This is a genomic window from Citrobacter gillenii (assembly GCF_013337685.1).
In the GTDB taxonomy this organism is placed as follows: Bacteria; Pseudomonadota; Gammaproteobacteria; order Enterobacterales; family Enterobacteriaceae; genus Citrobacter; species Citrobacter gillenii.
Window position 1 is genome coordinate 207,991 of record NZ_SUQN01000008.1, and the last position, 21,745, is coordinate 229,735.

Below are 21,745 nucleotides of genomic sequence, written 5' to 3' on the forward strand. Positions count from 1 at the left end.
CGTCAGTGTCACTTTTTAAACAGTTACTTTTTTCTATTTCTCTTTTCATGATGATTGTCTTCAGCGGCAGTTTTATTGTGACGCTGGAAAGCTCCCGCCATCAATACAACAACCAGCTGCTGGCGCATGCCCAGGATGCGGCAACGGCTCTGGGGGTTTCACTCACACCGAACGTCAACGATCCGGCGATGATCGAGCTGATGGTGAGCTCTATTTTTGATAGTGGTTACTATCAAAAAATCCGCATCGTCGATCTGACCAACGGTACAACGATGCTGGAACGTCACGCTGCGGCGTCAATCCCGGATGTACCCGGCTGGTTTGTGGATCTGGTGGATGTGGTCCCGCAAACGGGCAATGCCACCATTATGCGCGGTTGGCAACAGGCCGCCCGCGTGGAGGTCACCAGTGACCCCATCTTTGCGGTGCAACGTTTATGGAGCAGCACTGTAGGCAATTTGGTGTGGATGCTGTCCTGTAGTCTGGCCTGCCTGCTGGCGGGGGTTATGCTGTTGCGTAAACTGCTGCGCCCGCTTAACTATCTGGCGAAACAATCAGAAGCGATTACCCGTCGCGAATTCCTGACGCTGCCTGAACTGCCAAAAACGCCGGAACTGCGCCGGGTCGTCGCAGCCATGAACCTGATGGCGACCAAGCTGAAATCACTCTTTGAAGAGCAGGCTATCTACAGTGAGCGCCTGCACAATGAGGCCTATCTCGACAGCCAGACCGGTATTGCCAACCGCCGCGCATTTGATATGCAGTTGCAGGCACGACTGAGCGATGCGGATACCGCACCGGGCTATTTGATGTTGGTTCGCGTTCAGGATTTGGGGGGGCTGAACCAGCGTTTTGGCGGCCCGCATACCGATAAGCTGTTGCTGAATATCGCCAACCTGTTGAATGCACACAAAGCCAAATACGCGCCGCTCGACAGCACGCTCGCCCGCATTCGGGGCGGCGAGTTCGCCCTGCTCTGTCCCGGCGTCACGCACGGTGAGATGCTGGAACTGCGTACTTCGCTGACGCAAAAACTGACGGCATTTTATGCCACCGGAATGTCAGATCAACAGCCGGTCGCCTACTGCAGCATGGTGCCCTTCAGCGCCGGAGACAGTCCGCAGTCGTTGTTGATTCAGGCCGATCGTCTGCTGGTCGAAGCGGAAACGCATACCGACCACCAGGTCGTGCCGACGACAGAGGTCGCCACAGCGAGCGAAGATCAGCATTTATGGTTTGTGCGTCTGGAGCACGCGCTGGAGAATCAGCAATTTCAGCTGGTGTATCAGCCCGTGGTCGATTGTCATCAGCCGGATAAAATCCTGCATTACAAAGTGCTGTCGCGCATTGTTGATGAGCAGGGCAATACCATTAACGCCGGTCGTTTCCTGCCGTGGATCCACCGTTTTGGCTGGAGCCATCGTCTGGACAAGGTCATGTTAAAACTGACCTTAAATCAGCTGAAAATCGCCCCCGGTAAGTTAGCGCTGAGTATCTCAGGCAGTTCAGTAACCAGTGCTCGCGCCATTTCCGACCTGTTAAATCCGCTGAAATACGCACCAAAGCTGGCCGGTCGGTTAATTCTCGAGCTGGATGAAAACCAGCTACCCGGGCCGAACCAAATGGCGATGTTTGTTAAAGCCGTAAGTCAATATCGCTGCTCGCTGGGCCTGCAACACTTCGGCAGTCGCTTCGATATGATTGGTCATCTGTCACAGTGGGGCCTGGCGTATCTGAAAATCGACAGCAGCTATATCCGCCATATCGACAAAGAAAAAGATAAGCGCTTGTTTATTGAAGTGCTCTGTAACGCCACCCGCAGTATTGATTTACCGCTGATTGCCGAGCGCGTTGAAACCGCTGGTGAGCTTAAGGTGTTGCAGGAACTGGGCGTGGATGGCGCAATGGGACAGCTGTTAGGCGAGCCCGCACCGCTGTGATGAAAACAGTCCGTCTGGGCGCCGTTGTTTTGCTTGCTTTTGCCGGATGGCGCTTCGCTTATCCGGCCTACAAAATCAAATGGTTATGATTTTTTGTAGGCCCGGTAAGCCTGCACCACCGGGCATTTTCTACGTTGTCTGCAGGCTGTCTGTTGCCGTTAAAAAATTCGGTCATCGTTACCGAGCAGTTGTTCTAACCCTCCGAGTTCCTGACGCGCGTTCGCGCGATTCATTAATTTAACCTGCGCCATCGGCGGTAGATCGGTAATCGCTATAACGCCTTTACGGATCAACAGGTAAATCAAGTCATCCAGTACGCGCACCATCTCCAGGTCGCTCTTTTGCAGCATGGCCAGGAACTGTTGGTTGTCTATTTCAGTGCCGTGTTCATCAGGTGGAACAGCATTCATCTTGTTGCCTTAGATTAATATGTCGTGACGCGACTGCCCCGTGTACACAGGGCAGTCAGCTTCCGTTAGTGAGAGTGATTTTGTTCCGGTTTGGCGATCAGGTGATCCAGCGAGTACGTTGACGCATGCACATCGCTACTCAACGGTGTGGAGACTGCCGTGTCAATGCCATGCGCAACCTTCGCCGGGCTGGCAATCAGATGATGATCGCCGCCGCTTTGAATGTACTTCGCAATATCAACGCCTTCATGCAGCTCACGGGCCAAATCGCTCAGGTCGACTTTATCGAGCACGGCCTTCGCTTTATCGTCAGGACCCAGTACGGCTGCCGCCTGTCCGTGCGCGGATGCCGCTGGCGCGTATGACAAAGACAATGCGCTGTCATCAAACAGATTGTGCAGCGCATGCTGTGCTGCGGCGTGCTGTCCCTTGTCTGCCGCATGCGCTTTCACTGGCGCATGATCTTCCATGGTGACATCAGCCATTTGCGCATGTGTCGTGGTATTGCCGTGGTTATCGTTCGCCTCAACCATCACGCTGACGCGATTATGGCCGGTACGCAAGGTCGACGTATCCACCGCAAAGTCATAACGCAGTTCGTTATTATTCAGATGAATAACCGTATCGTACTGATGACCATTGACCCGCGCTGTAATGTGTTCACCATCATGCACGTCGCCGGTTACGCTGCCGGTAAGGTGGGTGATCGCGTTCTGCGACTCTGCCTGCGAAATGTGGTTATCGCCGGTGATTTTATCCACCACGATAGTGGCATCAGCGTGAGTATCCAGCACCACGGTTTTATGATTGGTCACATCCAGCGTGTTGCCCGCCGCATCCTTAACCGTGGTTTTCACCTGAACGTCGTTATCGCCTTCATTCAGCGCGCTGGTCGGTACCGCAACTGCGTAAACCAATTTATTGCTGTGCGGATCCTGTGTCACCTTCACCGTTGTGGAGAAACTGTTCACCGTCAGGGTGACGCTATCCCCCATTTTCGCATCACCGGTAACGACGCCAGAAATAACCGTGTCGTGTTGAGATTCCGTTTGGTTTACCGCGTTATCCCCTGCAATACCGTTATTGATGACAATCGTACCTTCGGCATGATCATCAACCACGTAAGAATGGGATATGTGGATGCTGTACGGGTTGCCGGGCGCATCATGACCAGTGACTTTGGCATCAATACTGGTGTTGGCTTTTAATACATCGGTATCCACATCAATCTGATAGCCCAGCTTGCCGCTTGGCAGCACGTCCACCGAACCATTAAATGTACTGTTACCAATCGTTAAAACCACCGGATCGCCTTTCTGCGCATCCCCTCCCACAGTACCGGTAATCGTCGTTTTCAGCGCCTGCAGCTCCTGCTGGTTCAGGACGTTGTCAGCAGTGACGTTATCGATATCCACCGTCCCCTTCGCCTCCCGATCAATGGTGAGGGTTTTCGCAGTATCGATTTCCTGACGGTTGCCCGCGTCGTCATGGGCGGTCACATGTGCCGTAATATTCTGGTCATGGACCAAATCCACGGTGCTGGCATCGACGCTAAACACTTTTTTACCGCCGCTGCTGGCGACTTTCGCCACCAGGTCTTTGCCGCCGACCCTGATGGTGACCAGATCGCCAACGTCAACATCACCGGTGACATAGCCGCTGATTTTGGTGTGCTGAAGTTTCGTTTGTGCGTTATTCAACACATCATCATCCGACACCTTATCCAGATGAATTTCTGCCACCACATTGGTGTCAATGGTCACCGGTTTCTGACTGTTCGCAGTCTGGGTATTTTTCGCCGCATCTTCACCCGTCACGCTAACGTAAATAGTGGGATCGGTTTGCAGACCAGCGGTGCTCACTAACGCGGAGTAGCCCAGTTGTCCGTTCATATGCGGCAGTTCGACCACATCGGCATCCACCGTGATGTTATTGACGGTGATATGCACTTTATCGCCTTTATGCACATCGCCACCCACGGTGCCGCTGACTTCAATCTGGCCTGCCTTCACTTCATCCGCATTAATGACATCGTCACCGCCGACGGTGTTAATGGTCACCGTCGCTGCCGCCGTGGTATCACGCGTAAAGTTCTTCGTGTAGCTGGCGTCCTGATCGTTACCGTGAACGTCATGACCAGTGACTTTCGCCACAATTGAGTGGTCGGCGTTCAGGTGTTGGGTGTCGATATCCACCGAATAATGCAGCTGGTTATCAACCGTCGCGGTGTAGGTATGATTGTCCACTTCCAGTGTTACGATATCGCCGGACTTCACATCGCCGGTCACGGAGCCCGTCACCGTCGTCATCGGATGCACAGTGACGTCAGACTCCTGCGCGTTGAGCACGTTATCAGCGGTGATGTTATCAATCGTCACTCCCGCAACGGCGTTCAGATCGACGATGAGATGTCGGTCCGTCGACCCGGTGACCGTGTTCCCGGCCGCATCGGTGCCGGTTACGGTCGCAACGATAGTCGGGTTGGTGCGCAGGTCATTAATGCTGACCTCTTTTGACCACTCCAGCGTGCCGTTATTGTTATGCACCACGGTGGTTAAGGTATTGCCATTGACCTGCAAGGACACCACGCTGCCATCGTGTAACCCTTCGCCTTTAACCGTACCCGTTATCATCGTTTTGCCTGTAAGCGCTTCTTTGCCATTGATGACATCATCGCTGGCCACAGGGTTCATGTTGATGGTGATAGGGTTATCGGTGTCGATGCTAATAACCTTGTGCTGCGTATCCGATCCCGTCAGATTGCCCTCGGTCACGGTAACAGAGACATCAAACGTCGGGTGTGCCTGAAGCACATTTGAGGGAACATCAACCTGGTAGCCAAATTCGCCTGACAGCCCCGGAATCGCAAATACCTTGCCGTGGTAGTCCACGCCGTTCACCGTGACGGTGACAACGTCGTTGGCATGCACATCCCCCGTCACCCTGCCACGCACAGGTGTGGTAGCGTTATTTACTTCATCGTGGTTCAGCACATCATCACCCGTCACCTTATCAACAGTCAGATGAACCTGCGGCTGATGCGGGACCGTCGTCCCGGTACCGGTTGGCGGCGTGGTGATCGCTGGCGGGTTATGCATGATATACGGCGTATTCCCACTGACAGCCTGATTGTGAGTCCATGGCAGATCAATCAGTTTGTGGTCCGTTGCCGTCGCGGTATTACCATGATCATCATGCGTGGTAATCGAAACGGTGATATTACCGTTATCACCGAGATCACCCGTGCTCACTGAGGCCTGAAAACCCAGAATGTGATTTGGTAATTCAATGACATGGGTTGTATATCGGATCCCATTCCCAACAATAAGAATCACCTCATCATTCAACTTAGCATCTGGGTCAACATGTCCGGTGACAATCACATAGTCAGGTTTTCTGCCCGGAGCAAGATCCTGAGGGGTCGTCATGTTGGGCAATAAACCGGTGGTCATTGAATCAATCGTAATCCTGGCATCGGCATGGGTATCAATCACTACCGGACGGTCATCATGCCCATATGCCACGTTACCTGCCGCGTCTGTGGCCGACACTTTCGCATGGATGTGCGGATCCAACAGCAAGTCCAGCGTGGAGACATCCGCGCTAAAGGTATGCTGCCCGTTACTGTCCTGTACCTGGGCGTAATAGACCTGATTGTTGACGGTCAGCTCAACCCAATCGCCCACCAGCACATCACCGCCCACCGTCCCGGTGACGGCTGTCAGCGGGTTATGCGCCTCGTTATAGTTGATGACGGAATCGTGATCCGCCGTAACGATAGGGTTGATGTGCACCGTAGCCACAGCATGGTCGTCAATCGTCAGGACATCCTGCGCCTGCGCCGTGGCGCTATTGCCATGCGGATCGGTGGCGGTAATGGTGGCGGTAATATGCGGATCGTGCTGCAACCACTGGGTAGTTACATCGACGCTGTAGCCTAATGTTCCGCCCAAATTCGGCAGCGGAATCACTTGAGTGTCCACCAGATGTCCGCCGATATTGAGATGAACAATATCGCCCGCCTTCGCGTCACCGCCCACCGTCCCGCTCACTACGGTGGTTGTTTTCTGCAACTCAGCACCGTTCAGAACCTTATCACCGGTGACCGGATCGATAGTGATTGCGGCGTAGGCTTTATCATCCAGCCCCACGTTATGGTGTGCCGTAATATGCGCATGGTTTTGCGCCGTATCGGTGACATCCATCGACACATCAATATGTGGGCTGGCGATAATATCGGACGTCGCCACCGAAATATGGAAGCCCATTTTATTACCGCCGAGGTCTTCCACCACCCCGGTATAAATCTGCCCGTTGATTGTCATCACCAGCGGATCGCCCGGATGCACTTCGCCGGTAACCGTGCCGCTGACCAGCGTATGGCCCTGCATTTGCTCATCGCGGTTAAGCGTGTTATCCGGCGTTACCGTATCAATCTTGATTGCTGCGTCGACACGCGTATCAATAATCACCGTCGTTTCGGCATCCGCTTTCGCCACGTTGCCCGCCGCATCGGTGGTGCTGACGGTGGCGGTTAAGTGCGGGTCGGCCAGCAAATCAGCGGTGCTGACCTTGATGCTATACCCAAGAACTCCACCGCCCAGATCGACAACTTTCCCTGTCAGGACGTGGCCTTTCACCGTCAGATACACCACATCATTGACGTGCACATCACCAGCGACTTTTCCGGTTACCCAGGTAAACGGCTGGTGAGATTCGTCACCGTTCACCCGGTTATCGCCGGTAACGGGATCGATGCTCAGCATTGCTTTCGCGTGCAGATCCACCGTCAGATCGTGAGGCGTCTGCACATGCTGAATATTGTGTGGATCATCCACGCCATTGACCTGGGCAATAATATGAGGGTCTTTAAGCAGATCGCGGGTCAGAACATCCAGTTTATAACCCAGTGCGCCATTATGTTCAGGTAAGTGCTGTACGGTTGTATTGTAGGTATGCCCGTTGACGATGATCTGCACCTTATCGCCGAATTTCACATCGCCAGAAACGGTACCCATCACCTCGGTGGTATGTCGAGCAGCCTCTGCACCATTGAGCACATCGTCACCCGCTACGGTATCAACAGTGATCCCTGCCCTTGCATGGTTGTCGATATGAACAGTGTGGGAAGTGCCGATGGTGACTTCATTACCCACCGCATCGTGGGAAGTCACCGTTGCCGTAAAGGTGACATTTATATCCTGATTACCCTGGTTATTGCTGAATGCAGCCGAATCAACTGGAATTTGATAGCCCAGCTTACCCCCACCCAGGTCGATAACCTTGCCGGTAAACGTGTAACCATTAATCTCAATGTTCACCGCATCACCGACCTGTGCATCGCCGCCCACCGTACCGCTCACCAACTGTTTAGGCTTATCCAGTTCAAAGTGGTTCAGCACATTATCGTCGGTCACCTTATCGATGGTGATTTTCGCATCCGCATGCAGGTCGATATGCACCGTATGATCGTGGGACACGGTTAACTGATTACCGTGTTCATCGACGGTGGAGATTGAAACATGCACGTTCTGATCGACACCATCAGGCAGGTTTTTGGTGCTCACCGGAATGCTGTAGCCTAACGAGCCGTCCGCCAGCAGCACCACGCTACCGTGCCAGGTCTGGTTGTTGAACGTTAAGGTCACAACATCGCCAGGTTTCGCATCGCCACCGACCGGTCCTGTTATCGTCGTCGTGTTCAGCAGAGATTCGGCATGACTGATAATGTCATCACCTGCCACGGTATCAATACCGATACTGGCGCTGGCATCGAGATCGAGCCCAACGGTACGTTCTGTCGTGGCGGTGCTTTCGTTACCGTGATTATCGGTGGTGTTGATACGGGCATGAATCACCGGATCGTTAACCAGCGACTGGGTATCCACCAGGATGTGATACCCCAGATTCCCGCCAGGCAATGCTTCGACAAAACCAGAGTACCGATGACCATCAATCATCAGCTCAACGGTGTCATGCAGTTTTGCATCTCCGCTCACCGTGCCGCTGATCTTCGTCTGACCGTTATTGTCCGTCGACTCCTTGATGTTGATGACGTTATCAGCGGTCACGCCATCAATGGTGATATGCGACTGTGTGTACATATCCGAGTCGATAGCTTTTGACTCGCTATGGGTGACGCTGTTACCTGCCGCATCGGTTGAGGTCACGGTAACGTAAATCTCCGGATGCGTTATCAGCATATGGGTGTTTACCGGGAAGCTATAACCTAACCCACCACCCGCCAGCGCAATCACCGTCGTTGTAAGGGTATATCCGCCTTTCAGCTCCAGCGTCACCACATCGCCTGCTTTCGCGTCAATACCGGTCACTGTTCCGGTGATATGCGTAACGCCGCCGTTTTCTGAAAACTCTTTAATATTGATAATGTCATCGACGGCTACTTGATCAATATGCACCTGGTTTTCAGCGTAATTGTCGAGATGTACGGTGTGGGTGCTGACCGCCACCGCCACGTTACCCGCCGCATCCTGTGAGACTACGCTGGCGTGCACATCAACATCTTTCAGCACCATGCCGCTGTTGTCCGCAAAGGCGGCGGAGTCCACCGCGATGCTGTAGCCCAGGCTGCCGTTGCCCAGGTCGATCACCCGCCCGTGATAATCGTGCCCGTTGATAACCAGATCCACCCGGTCGCCCGCCCGGGCATCTTCCCCGCTGACGGTACCGGTAATGGTCCGCGTTTTCGCCGATAGCTCATTAAAATCCAGCGTATTATCGACCGTCACATCATCAATACTGATGCCGTTGTGTGCCTCGGTGTCCAGTACCACGGTACGGTGATCCAGTGCGGTCACTTCATTCCCCGCCTTGTCGTGGCTGACCACCGTCACCACCACCCCGTTACGGCCTGGCAGCAGCGTGCCCGTCGGGACCGCCACCTCGTAGCGCAGATGGCCGTTGTCATTCACCACTGTGCCGGTAAACGTCTGTCCCTGCACGCTGACGGTCACCACATCGCCCGCCCTGGCGTCCGGTCCGTCCACCTTGCCACTGATCATTGTTGGCATACGATTTTCTGTGCTGTTGACCACGTCATCCGTGGCCACCGGGCGGATATCCACCCCGTTTTCAGCGTAGTTGTCGATATGCACGGTGTGGGTGCTGACCGCCACCGCCACGTTACCCGCCGCATCCTGTGAGACTACGCTGGCGTGCACATCAACATCTTTCAGCACCTTGCCGCTGTTGTCCGCAAAGGCGGCGGAGTCCACCGCAATGCGGTAGCCCAGGCTGCCGTTGCCCAGATCGATCACCCGCCCGTGGTAGTCGTGCCCGTTGATGACCAGATCCACCCGGTCGCCCGCCCGGGCATCTTCCCCGCTGACGGTACCAGTCACCACCTGATGACGCATATACAGTTCGCTGCGGTTCAGGATGTTATCCGCCGTCACATCATCAATGGTCAGGGCGTTGTGCGCCTCGGTGTCCAGCACCACGGTACGGTGATCCAGTGCGGTCACTTCATTCCCCGCCTTGTCGTGGCTGACCACCGTCACCACCACCCCGTTACGGCCTTCCTTCAGCGTGCCCGTCGGGACCGCCACCTCGTAGCGCAGATGGCCGTTGTCATTCACCACTGTGCCGGTAAACGTCTGTCCCTGCACGCTGACGGTCACCACATCGCCCGCCCTGGCGTCCGGTCCGTCCACCTTGCCACTGATCATTGTTGGCATACGATTTTCTGTGCTGTTGACCACGTCATCCGTGGCCACCGGGCGGATATCCACTCCGTTTTCAGCGTAGTTGTCGATATGCACGGTGTGGGTGCTGACCGCCACCGCCACGTTAGCCGCCGCATCCTGTGAGACTACGCTGGCGTGCACATCAACATCTTTCAGCACCTTGCCGCTGTTGTCCGCAAAGGCGGCGGAGTCCACCGCAATGCGGTAGCCCAGGCTGCCGTTGCCCAGGTCGATCACCCGCCCGTGATAATCGTGACCGTTGATGACCAGATCCACCCGGTCACCCGCCCGGGCATCCTCCCCGCTGACGGTGCCGGTCACCACCTGATGACGCATATACAGTTCGCTGCGGTTCAGGATGTTATCCGCCGTCACATCATCAATGGTCAGGGCGTTATGTGCCAGGGTATCCAGCGTCACCGTGGTGTTCTGCACCGCCACCGCGGTGTTGCCTGCCGTATCCACGCCGGTGACGGTGACCTGCACGTCATTGCGGCCTTCGTGGAGGGCGGAGGTCGGCACCGCCACGTTATAGCGCAGCTCCCCGTGTTCATCAGTCACCACCACGCCGTTAAAGGTCTGGCCGTTCACCTGCACCGCCACCGGGTCACCCGGCTGCGCATCCCCGGTTACCGCGCCAGAAATCAGCGTCGGCATCCGGGACTCACTGCGGTTGACGGTGTTGTCATCCGCCACGGTGTCGATGCTGATGGCATCCGCCGCCTGGGTATCCAGCGTCACCGTGGTGTTCTGCACCGCCACCGCGGTGTTGCCTGCCGTATCCACGCCGGTGACGGTGACCTGCACGTCGTTGCGGCCTTCGTGGAGGGCGGAGGTCGGCACCGCCACGTTATAGCGCAGCGCCCCGTGTTCGTCGGTCACCACCACGCCGTTGAAGGTCTGGCCGTTCACCTGCACCGCCACCGGGTCACCCGGCTGCGCATCCCCGGTTACCGCGCCAGAAATCAGCGTCGGCATACGGGACTCACTGCGGTTGACGATATTGTCATCCGCCACGGTGTCGATGCTGATGGCGTTTGCCGCCACGGTGTCCAGCACCACGTTTTTGTGTGTGACGGCAGTCGCTTCGTTACCCACATCATCATGGCTAACCACCTTCACCTGCACATCATTGACGCCTTCTTTAAGCGTTCCCCTTGGCACCTCAATTTCGTACCGGAGTTGACCATGATCGTCGAAAACCGTGCCGTGGAATTCTTTTCCCTGAACAGTCAACGTCACCGGATCGCCCGCTTTGGCATCGCCACTGGCGACGCCGGTAATCAGCGTTGGCATGCGGTTTTCACTGGCGTTAACAACATCATCATTCGCCACTGTCTCGATGGTCACAGCATTCTGTGCCAGCAGATCGCTCTCGACATGATGCTCCGTAGAAACAGTCGTGGTATTCCCGGCATCATCGGTTGACGTTAACGTGGCGTGGAAAGTTGGGTCATTCAGCAACCCGTGAGTTAATACCGGGATGTTATACGTCAGCGGGCCATTGCCAGGATCGGTCACAATGCCGGTATATTCTTTGCCATCGACCAGTAAGGTCACGATATCGCCAGGTTTGGCGTCGCCGCCTACATGCCCATGGATGATGGTTTGCGTATGGAGAGATTCTTCGTAGTTAATCAGGTTGTCTGGCGTGACGTTATCTACCGTAATATCGATGCGCGGGCCGGTGATATCAATCAGCGCATTGTCGAAAGTTTGTGCCGTTCGACCCGACACATCGGTGGCCGTTGCCACCACGGTGACGTTCCCTGGCTGTAATCCACCCAGATCGGTATCGATAAACCAGTGACCGTTCCTCACAGGGACATCGACGGTGAATGTGTTTTTTTGGCTATCGGTGAAGGTCAGCGTGACGTGGTTCTGGTTACTGGTGCCGCTTAAATGCGTCCGGTGGAATTCATTCTTGTTAATGTAGCCGTCGTTGCCTGCAAACTCCGCAATAGTCACTTCTGGTGGGAAAAGACTGGCAGACCCGGACAGGATCCCCGCCACCGGCAGGTTGATATCGCCGTTTGGGCTACCCAGTCCCTTGGTGCCAAAACCCGCAGTAGGATCAACCACCTGCCCGGTCAGTTCAAGCTGAACCCGCGTGTGACCGCCACCGCCACCTTCCATCGGCACCGGTTCGTCGTTGCCCGCTGCGGTCGCGTCAAGTATCTGCGTCGGATCCGCACCATCGGCGATGGCTTTTTGTACGGCGGCAATATCCTGGGCATCATGATTCGGATTATGGCTTACCTGTATCCCGTGCTCTCCCCAGTGGCTATTACGCCCAATATCTACCGTCTGCCCGTTAGGTAGAGAGATACTGACCGCGCCGCCGGCACCGGTCACAATTTCTTCACCGAGAGAGATCCTGTCGCCTTCATGAACAAGTCGTTGTGTGCCATTGGCTTCAACAACATAGACCTGTCCAATAATTGCTTTGATCACACCGAGTAATTTGCTCACCGTAACCTCACTTAAATACCATCATTATTTTTATAAACTCGTTAATATATTAACGAACAAAAAACACATTCTTTTAATGTAAACATTAATATTCAATGTGGAAAAAAACACATTTTTTAGAATGCATATACATGAGACTTGACTGGCAAATGAATATAATAAAAAATAACCAAAAATAAAACACGATGTGACAAAACATATCTCTGAATAGCTGATTGCAAGCGTCAATTAAGATAATTCATATTTGTTAATTAATATAACGTGTTTGTGAAAATGGATGATGGCGACGACAACTGGATGTCATAACCGTGTGATATAAGGCATTCCTGTCATGAAGAAGTTTTTCGTTTTTCTGCTTTCATGGTTTTCAATAAATTCCGTGTATGCAGAAGACTTACACAATACCGTTAAAGACGCATTAGCCAATCACCCTGAAGTTAATGCGGCTATAAATAGTCGCTATTCAGCAGAAAAAGAACTCCGTGCGGCACAAGGTGGATATTTACCCGCATTGAATTTAAATGCCGAAACCGGGCGTAAAAATATTGATGATGCGACCACCCGTGCCGCAGGCAGCACAAACGGGCTGACTCAATCCCCCAATGGCGCGACGCTCAGCCTGGAGCAAAATGTATTTAATGGTTTTGCCACCCATAGCGACGTTGCACGACAAAAAGCGACCGTTGATTCACGGGCATTTGGCGTGATGAACACCAGCGAAAGCACCGCTTACACGGTAATTCAGGCCTATTTTGATGTGCTGCAGCGCGAGGAGTTTGTTCGCCTGGCAGAAGATGATCTCGCTAACCACGAGCGCATTTACGACCAGATAAAACTGCGTACCGATCAGGGCGTGGGCCGCTCCGGCGACTTTATGCAAGCGGAAGCTCGTCTGGCGCAGGCACGGAACAATTTGCTCACCGAGCAAACCAACCTGGAAGACGCGAAGACCACGTTTGTCAGTGTAAGCGGTCAAGATCCTGAAGGGTTAAGCCTGCCGGAAAGCATTGACGCGCAGCTCCCGACCTCACTTGCCGACGCCAAAAACCGGATGGAAAACAACAACCCGTTACTGAAGTCTGCCAACGCCGACATCGAAGCCGCACATCAGCAGTATGAAGCGTCAAAATCGACCTTCTACCCGCGTGTCGACGTTGAGCTGTCTCGGGGTATCAGCAATAACACCGATACCACCCGCGCGCACACTGAAGAGTGGGAAGCGATGGTAAAGCTGCATTACAACCTGTACCAGGGCGGCAGCGACAAAGCCAACATGGAATCTCGCGCCTACCTGCATAAACAGGCTCAGGATGTGCGCAATAACACCCTGCGCCAGTTGAATCAGGAGCTGCGCCTGGCGTGGACTGCATTACAAAATGCGCGCGCCCAGCTGCCGTCGGCGGAAGAATATGCCGACCGAAGCGTGAAAGTTCGCACCGCCTATCAGGACCAATTTAGTCTGGGTGAACGTACGCTGCTGGATTTACTCGACAGTGAAAATGAAGTGTTCTCCTCTAAACGTCGTCTGGTTGAATTACGTTACCTGGCCATGACCAGCGGGTATCGAATTAGCGAACGCACCGGTGAATTAATGAGTATTCTAAAAATCGCACCGCCGCCATCGGGGCAACCTGTAGATACCGCAGCAGGAAATAACCTGCCGGAACTTCATTAATCATTATTTATACAAATAAACATCTGAGCTGCACACTTATTATTAGCATGCTATTTTTAAGTCGTGCAGTCAGAAATGGTTGCTAAAATGAGTGCACAAGCTGAATTATTAAATGAAGTCCCGGAGAATTCTGATAGCACAAATTCTCAATATCATGATCCCCGTAGCTATAATGACGACCCTTTATTAGATAGCTTACTCATTCTGTGTTCTTTGCACGGTAAACCCGCCAGTCGAGCAACATTAAGCAGCGGCCTGCCATTAGAAAACGATCGGCTCACACTGAATATATTCCCCCGTGCCGCTGCACGCGCCGGTTTAAAAGCCCGGGTGGTGACGCGCGCGCTCGATAAAATCCCCGCCATGTCCCTGCCCGCCGTTCTGTTACTGCGCTCCGGGGGAACCGGGGTGTTACTGGGCTGGAATGATGACGGTAGCGCCCGCTTTATGCCCAGCGAAAGCGAAGGAGGCGAAATCACCGTCGATGCCACCACGCTTGCGCAGAACTATGCCGGCAAGGTAATTTTTGCTCACCCGCGCCACGAATTCGATTTGCAGGCAGAAGCATTTTTACCGCGTACTAAATCCTGGTTTAAAGATACGCTCAAGCTGTCGCGCTTTCTGTATATGGATGCCGTGCTGGCCAGTCTGCTGATCAACCTGATTGCGCTCGGCACGCCGCTATTTACGATGAACGTCTACGACCGCGTGGTGCCGAATCAGGCGACGGTAACCCTGTGGGTGCTGGCGGTCGGTATCTGCCTGGCTTTTGTCTTTGATCTGATCTTAAAAATGCTGCGCAGCATCTGCCTGGATATTGCTGGCAAAAAAAGCGATCTCATTATCTCCTCGACCCTGTTTGAACGCATTATCGGTATGGAGATGAAGGAGCGCCCTGCGCGCGTGGGCAGCTTCGCGCAAAACATCCACGAGTTTCAGTCGCTGCGCGATTTTCTCTCCTCGCTCACCCTGACCACCATTATTGACCTGCCCTTTACCCTGCTGCTGCTGGTTGTCATCGGCATTATCGGCGGGGCGCTGGCGTGGATCCCGGTCCTCACGCTGCCGGTTGCGCTGCTGTGCAGCTGGGCATTGCAAAAACCGGTTAACGCCGCGGTGGAAAAAACCATGAGCCTGGCCAGCGAACGCCAGGCGCTGCTGATTGAAACATTAAGCAGCCTGGATGCCATCAAAGTGAATAATGCTCAGAGCGAGCGCCAGTATCTGTGGGAGCAAACGCTGGGTAGCCTGAGTCGTCTGGAACTTCGCGTGAAAACCTTGTCCAGCCTGGCAAGCAACCTGACCGGCTGGTTCCAGCAGATCTCTGGCGTGGTAATGATCATCGTCGGCGTATACATGATAATCGGCGGCAAGCTGAGTATGGGCGGCCTGATCGCCTGCTACATGCTCAACGGTCGCGCCTTAATGCCGCTGGGCCAGTTAACTGGCCTGATTGCCCGCTATCAACAGGCGAAGCTGACCATCAAAAGTACTGAGAAAATGATGTCGCTGGCGCAGGAACGCCGGGCGGATGAAACGCCGCTCAAACGTGAACAACTGCAGGGCAGCATAGAATTTCGCGATGTGGACTTCAGCTACCCGGAACAAAAAAGCCTGTCGCTCAACAAGATCAACCTGACCATTTCGCCCGGTGAGCGTGTAGGCATTATCGGTCGTAGCGGCTCCGGTAAAAGCTCACTGAGTAAATTGATCGTTAATTTGTACCCGCCCAGCGCCGGTAACATCCTGATCGACGGTGTCGATGCGCGCCAGCTGGACGTCAACGATCTGCGCCACAGCATCGGCTACGTCCCGCAGGACATCCAGTTATTCAGCGGAACGCTGCGCGACAACTTGCTTTGCGGCGCGCGCTATGTCGATGACGAAACTATGCTGCGCGCGGCAGAACTTGCGGGAGTGAACGACTTCGCCCGCCTGCACCCTGACGGCTATAACCTGCAGGTCGGCGAGCGTGGCTCGCGGCTTTCTGGCGGGCAACGCCAGGCCGTCGCGCTCGCACGTGCGTTATTACTCGATCCCCCTTTGCTGCTGCTGGATGAACCCACCAGTTCGATGGACAACACCAGCGAAGAGCAGATCAAACACGCGCTGGCCCCCTGCATTGCAGGTAAAACGCTATTACTGGTTACTCATCGCGCCTCAATGTTGTCGCTGGTTGACCGCCTGATTATTGTTGATAAAGGACGCATCATTGCCGACGGCCCGAAAGCGGTCGTGATGGATGCGTTAAAAAAGGGGCAGATAAATGCGTCTCGCTGATTTCCTGGCTCGCGCCCGCCGCTCTGTACAGCCCTACTTTCGTGCCCGCGATGAAAATCAAACTGACAGTATCAATGACGTCAGCCACGCCATTATTGATGACGCCCCGAGGGTGATTCGCCTGACGCTGTGGGTGATTCTGGCGTTGGTGCTGCTGGCCTTTGTGTGGGCGGGCTTTGCCAGCATCGACGAAGTGACACGCGGCGAAGGTAAAGCGATCCCCTCGTCAAAACTGCAAAAGATACAGAACCTGGAAGGCGGGATTGTTACCGAGCTGTACGTGCATGAAGGACAAATCGTTAACGCCGGTACGCCACTGTTGCATCTCGACGATACCCGTTTTGCCTCTAACGTCGGTGAAACAGAAGCCGATAAACTCGGCCTGCGGGCGAAGGTGGAACGCCTGACGGCAGAGGTTGAAAACCGGGACTTTGTTATCTCAGAAGAGATAGCCAGCAAAGCACCGGACGTCGCCCGCGGAGAAACAGAACTGTACAACAGCCGTCGCGCGCAATTTCACAACGAAATCTCCGGACTTGAAGAGCAGTTGGTACAGAAGAAACAGGAACTGCGCGATGTTGAATCAAAAGAAGATCAGTTTAAGCGCAGTCTCGGGTTAATTCGCCAGGAAATCAAAATGTCCGAGCCACTGCTTGCCTCCGGGGCGATCTCGAAAGTCGAGCTGCTGCGTCTGCGCCGTACTGAAGTAGAAACCGCCGGGCAGTTAAATTCTATCAGCCTGACGTTGCCTAAAGTCGCTTCAGAAATAAAAGAGATTGAGAACAAAATTGGCGAAAGTCACGGTCGCTTTCAAAGCGATGCGCTGGCCCAGTTAAACGAAGCCCGTACCAATCTGAGTAAGGCGCAGGCCAGCGTCAAAGCACTGGAAGACCGCGTGAATCGTACTATGGTCACCTCGCCGGTCCGCGGTATCGTCCAGCAGGTCATGGTGAATACCATCGGTGGGGTGATTCAACCCGGTAGCGATCTGGTGGAGATCGTCCCGCTTGATGACAAGCTGTTGGTTGAAGCCAAAATACAACCGCGCGATATTGCCTTCCTTCATCCGGGCCAGCACGCGATGGTGAAATTTACCGCCTACGACTACACCATCTATGGTGGCCTGCAAGGTGAAGTGGTACAGATAAGCCCGGATACGGTTACGGATAAACAGGGGCGGAGTTTCTATATTGTCCGTTTGCAAACGGATAAAAACTATCTGGGGACGAAAGAGCACCCGATGTTGATTATTCCCGGTATGGTGGCCAGCGTCGATATTCTCACCGGTAAGAAGACGATTCTTAGCTATCTACTCAAACCGATTATCCGCGCACGTGCGGAAGCACTGAGAGAACGTTAATGGCTCTGCGCCCCCAGTCATAACCCTGGGGGCGTACGCGGTTATGATGGGATATAAGAAGTGAGCTTTCCGCGATTCAGGCTAATTTTTCCATCGCTAACCAGTTCCTGTAATACCTTGTGGATGGCACTGCGCGAGATATGGTTACGCGCCAGAATAAAGGTATACACCGACGTTTTTTCGCGCACCTCAGGTGCCATCGCCCAAATATACTTCACATGTTCAATAATCAGCTCGCGAATAGTACGGTGCGATTGCAGGGTCTCGCGCTGAAAATAGCGTTGCAGATGGTGCGTTAAGATATCAAACGCCTGCTTCCATAAATTTTTAGCGGTGAACAGGAGATCAGCATTCTGCACGCTCATTGCCCACATTTCACAATCGGTGTCACAGCGTAAATAATGTCCTGCCACTTCGGTGCGCATTTGCGGTAGCCCGAGAATAGCGGGAGCTGAAATACTGACCGTGACTAGGTCATTTTCTACACGATAAACAGAGACCGTCCCTTTCTCCAGAAATAAGATATGTCCATCGACCTTCAGGTCAATACGCTGGCGTTTTTTCCGTAAGGAGAGCCAGGCGTTATCTGATTTCTTAATTTCATCACCAATAAGTACTACCGACTTCTCTATTTCATTCTGGAACATGGATATCTCTGCTACAAATTTATGCCTGACAAAAAAACAGAAACAAAAATAAATGCCAGCTTAATAACATGCTGACATTTATTTCCGTTTATATTTTTATGTTAATCCGGATGCTACGCACTACAGGTACGACAAACATCGCAACCATCATGGTTTCACCACCCGCATTCCCAGGTGCTTTGGCGCGTTTTCGGTGTGAACCGTGTTCTCGCGTGGTGATGCCGAACAGTATATTGCGCAGTCCAAAGAGAATTAATGCTTATCGCCTTTGTCATCATTATTTCTTCTTTCTGTTCTTTTCGCAATAGCCAGAAAGATACAATTATTTGATTCCTATATGTTTTATTTTCATTAACAAACCATTACTGTTGTTGTGCTATGATACTAAATTGCAACATTTCGCGGTTCTGGCTGCAGAATCTGACAGACATTGGTAGTCCTGATGGCCGGGATGTTTTTAATGCCGCCCCACCAATGAAAGCATCATCAAGAGTAGAGACATCATGTCTGAGACTGGTAACATCAGTTATCTGATTGAAAGAAAAATCATCTTTACACCAGCGACTCAATGCCTGGCGAGAGTGGATCAACCCGAGCTACAGATAAAGCTCAAGCACTCAGCATCATTATGTCTTTTATTACTCATCCAAAATCACGGAAAAGTGGTTTCGCAAAACGAACTACTGGAATTTGGCTGGGGTGAAAACCATCGTCAGGCAAGCTTCAATGCCTTTTATCAGAGTATTCTCTCGCTGCGTAAAAGTTTACTTCAGTTAGAACTGGAAGCATCCTTTATCACAACCATTACCCGTAAAGGGCTGATCATCCAGGACACATTTAGCATTGAGGAAATTGACACGCCGGAGAATTGCCCTGCGGCAATAGAAGAAGATTGGCCGCCCAATACCGACCTCACTGAGTTTTCAGATAATACCGCACATAAAACACGGATAACCAGGACAGAATCTGTACTGGTCTTACTGACTATTATCATCTGCGGTCTGATACTGTATCCGTGGAACACCCGTGATAATTATTTTTCCGGTTATATTGCCACCCAAAATACCCACTCAAACTGTAAGTATTATTTTAATAACGATGCCAGCGATTTCTCCCGACACACTGCTTTTATCGATAAGAACCCAGGGTTGTGCCAGGACAATAAATTTATCTATATAACGACGTATCCTGAGTCCAAAAAACTGTCAGTGATCCAGTGTCGCTCCCCTATAAACGGAGAGCAGAAGAAGAATACCTGTCAGTCGGTCTATTACCCACGGTACGATAGCTAATGAACTTACCTTCCCGCGCGCCCAAAATCAGAACACAAACAGGTATTATCCTGCTGCTTTGTCTTGTGGTTATCAGTATTGTGAGTTTTTGGCAGCAGGGTAAAAATCATAGCCATCTACATAATCTAGCCTGTCGTGCTACGATCGAGATCGTACGCGATACGGCCTCGTTTCGCGGGATCATCGATATCAAAAGTGGGGACAGTAAAGGTATTGTGAATATTGATGGCATCATCAAAGATGCAAACAACAGCGAGCAAACCGTGCAACGCATGGTGTTGTTTACCCACTCCAGCTATGGCTCAAGCCCGGTATGGGTATCGCAGAACATCCATATATCAAATCGTGAAACCGCCCCTGTCAGTATCATCCAGCAACTCCTGCCCGATTTCTTCCTGACCAATACCAGCGTCTCTAATGTCGATCTTTTCTCGCTGAATAAAGAAACCTACCTGATCACTAAAGAAGGCATCCCCTACCTGTACTGCCAGAATTATGACTTGCCCGAGAGTGAATAGTGACACCGTATTTTTGCGCCAAAGTGACGGGTGAATGTCTGGGGTAGTCGGTGATAAGATACTCTATTGTGGCTGAACTGAGGCTTGCCGTTGCAGCCCTTCAGGCTGCTTTCGATAGTGAAATTTATGGGTTTGTGTGAGTCTACAGGGGGTTCACATGAGACTGCCCGAGCACCTAAAAATATTAAAAAACGAGCATAATCAATATGAAAGAGTCACTTGATACGGACTTCACCAACCACACCCCCATGATGCAGCAGTACCTTTTTTTAATGATTAACCAATTGAAGTAAAAGCATAAAATAATTAACATTTCGGTTCTAGTTTACTGATGGGATACATTTTGGTGAATGTGAGTGAGGTTTGAAAAAACAGATCACTAACTCTCTTAGGAGAAAAGAACCCACACATTGGTTGTTTACTCAGATTTACTTAATAGATACACTATTTACTTGGATTAAATGGCATAGAAAGTAGCGATTAGCATGACTAACAAGACTTCAACAAGATGTGCAAAGACGATTTTATTTTTCTATGGTATATCGTTCTTACTTTCATTTTTAGTGGGTGTTTCAAATTTAATACCCGCACATGTTTATATAATTGTTTTCATTCCATGTTTTGTTGTCTTATGTGGATTCACTTTATTTTTGGGAAGAAGCAAGGTGATGAAGTCCTTGAACGATTCCATTTTATTCTCCTTTGCTCCAATAGCAATGTTTAACCCAATTTATGGCTTATTGAACAAAGCTAAAAATATTACTGAAACGATTTCAAATACAGATAAATCACTCATGTTTTTCTATTTACTAATTGCTATATGTTCTATTCTTAAAGCCTTAATTTCATTCTATGAATTATACAAAAACCTGACAAACCCCGAACAAAGCAGTTAGTTTATTTTTTTAACCTTAGTCGTATAACAATGACTAATGCAACAATCACAGGCCAACAAAGCAGGATAAAACACCCGCTACCAAATAGTATGTTATAGATGGTTGGATATTTATCTTGATCCAGAAAAGCTACCCCCAAAGCACATATGATTGAATATATAACAAGAACAATCAACAACAATAATTCAGAGCATTCTTTTCCTTTTATTTTAATAGAGATATCAGAAGTTAACATGTTCTCATTTTTCATTATTTTTATTCCTTTATTACCAAGTTGTAACCACTAACCAAATACCATAGATAATAGGAACAAGTGCAATCAGTATAACTTGCTCCGATAAATCTCTTTTGTTCCACCAGTAATTATATTTATTTACAGCTTTATTTATTAACGAAACCATTATATCACCCCTCAGTTATTATTTAATAATCTTACATTTTTAATAACAAATATACGCATAAAGTCAACTCTATATAGAATAAACATATTGATCATCCAATTGTAAAACCGTAAAATATTTATGCTATTTTTAACCTGAAAGGGTATTG

At 51.6% G+C, this 21,745-nt stretch carries 10 protein-coding genes; 6 read left to right on the top strand and 4 right to left on the bottom strand.

Features of this window, described 5'->3' with window-relative positions; all coding sequences use genetic code 11:
* The first annotated feature begins 5 nt into the window (after positions 1 to 5).
* Entirely contained in the window at positions 6 to 1,940 is a 1,935-nt protein-coding gene (gene lapD, locus FCH32_RS19690; RefSeq protein ID WP_137362598.1) for a cyclic di-GMP receptor LapD, read from the top strand.
* 158 nt (positions 1,941 to 2,098) lie between these two features.
* On the opposite strand, the gene FCH32_RS19695 is transcribed toward lapD, so the two are convergent.
* Complete coding sequence (locus tag FCH32_RS19695) at positions 2,099 to 2,350, bottom strand: hypothetical protein (protein WP_370316670.1); 252 nt, start codon at positions 2,348 to 2,350, stop codon at positions 2,099 to 2,101.
* Positions 2,351 to 2,415: 65 nt separating this feature from the next.
* On the bottom strand, positions 2,416 to 12,528 hold the full coding sequence (locus FCH32_RS23365; RefSeq protein ID WP_174361385.1) for a retention module-containing protein: 10,113 nt from the start codon (positions 12,526 to 12,528) through the stop codon (positions 2,416 to 2,418).
* A 331-nt stretch (positions 12,529 to 12,859) separates the two neighbouring features.
* Here FCH32_RS23365 and FCH32_RS19705 point away from each other — a divergent pair, with 331 nt between their 5' ends.
* The 3 genes from FCH32_RS19705 to FCH32_RS19715 all read left to right on the top strand — a co-directional run bounded on the left by FCH32_RS19705 (position 12,860) and on the right by FCH32_RS19715 (position 17,843).
* Positions 12,860 to 14,203, top strand: coding sequence for a TolC family outer membrane protein (locus FCH32_RS19705; RefSeq protein WP_135911502.1), 1,344 nt, complete (start codon positions 12,860 to 12,862; stop codon positions 14,201 to 14,203).
* Positions 14,204 to 14,278: 75 nt separating this feature from the next.
* Complete coding sequence (locus FCH32_RS19710) at positions 14,279 to 16,483, top strand: type I secretion system permease/ATPase (RefSeq protein ID WP_174361386.1); 2,205 nt, start codon at positions 14,279 to 14,281, stop codon at positions 16,481 to 16,483.
* A complete protein-coding gene (locus FCH32_RS19715; protein WP_117343159.1) occupies positions 16,470 to 17,843 on the top strand; it encodes an HlyD family type I secretion periplasmic adaptor subunit in 1,374 nt (457 codons plus the stop codon). The genes FCH32_RS19710 and FCH32_RS19715 overlap by 14 nt, the downstream gene beginning before the upstream one ends.
* Positions 17,844 to 17,884: 41 nt before the next feature.
* Here the strand turns inward: FCH32_RS19715 and FCH32_RS19720 are convergent, their stop codons facing one another.
* Positions 17,885 to 18,490, bottom strand: coding sequence for a helix-turn-helix domain-containing protein (locus FCH32_RS19720; RefSeq protein WP_096755932.1), 606 nt, complete (start codon positions 18,488 to 18,490; stop codon positions 17,885 to 17,887).
* Positions 18,491 to 18,993: 503 nt separating this feature from the next.
* Here FCH32_RS19720 and FCH32_RS19725 point away from each other — a divergent pair.
* Both FCH32_RS19725 and FCH32_RS19730 read left to right on the top strand, forming a co-directional pair.
* Positions 18,994 to 19,782, top strand: coding sequence for a winged helix-turn-helix domain-containing protein (locus FCH32_RS19725; RefSeq protein ID WP_174361387.1), 789 nt, complete (start codon positions 18,994 to 18,996; stop codon positions 19,780 to 19,782).
* The gene (locus FCH32_RS19730) at positions 19,782 to 20,300 is read left to right on the top strand and encodes a hypothetical protein (protein WP_117343157.1); all 519 of its coding nucleotides are present in this window, start codon (positions 19,782 to 19,784) and stop codon (positions 20,298 to 20,300) included. The genes FCH32_RS19725 and FCH32_RS19730 overlap by 1 nt, the downstream gene beginning before the upstream one ends.
* A gap of 897 nt (positions 20,301 to 21,197) precedes the next feature.
* On the opposite strand, the gene FCH32_RS19735 is transcribed toward FCH32_RS19730, so the two are convergent.
* Positions 21,198 to 21,446, bottom strand: coding sequence for a hypothetical protein (locus FCH32_RS19735; protein ID WP_174361388.1), 249 nt, complete (start codon positions 21,444 to 21,446; stop codon positions 21,198 to 21,200).
* Positions 21,447 to 21,745 lie beyond the last annotated feature (299 nt).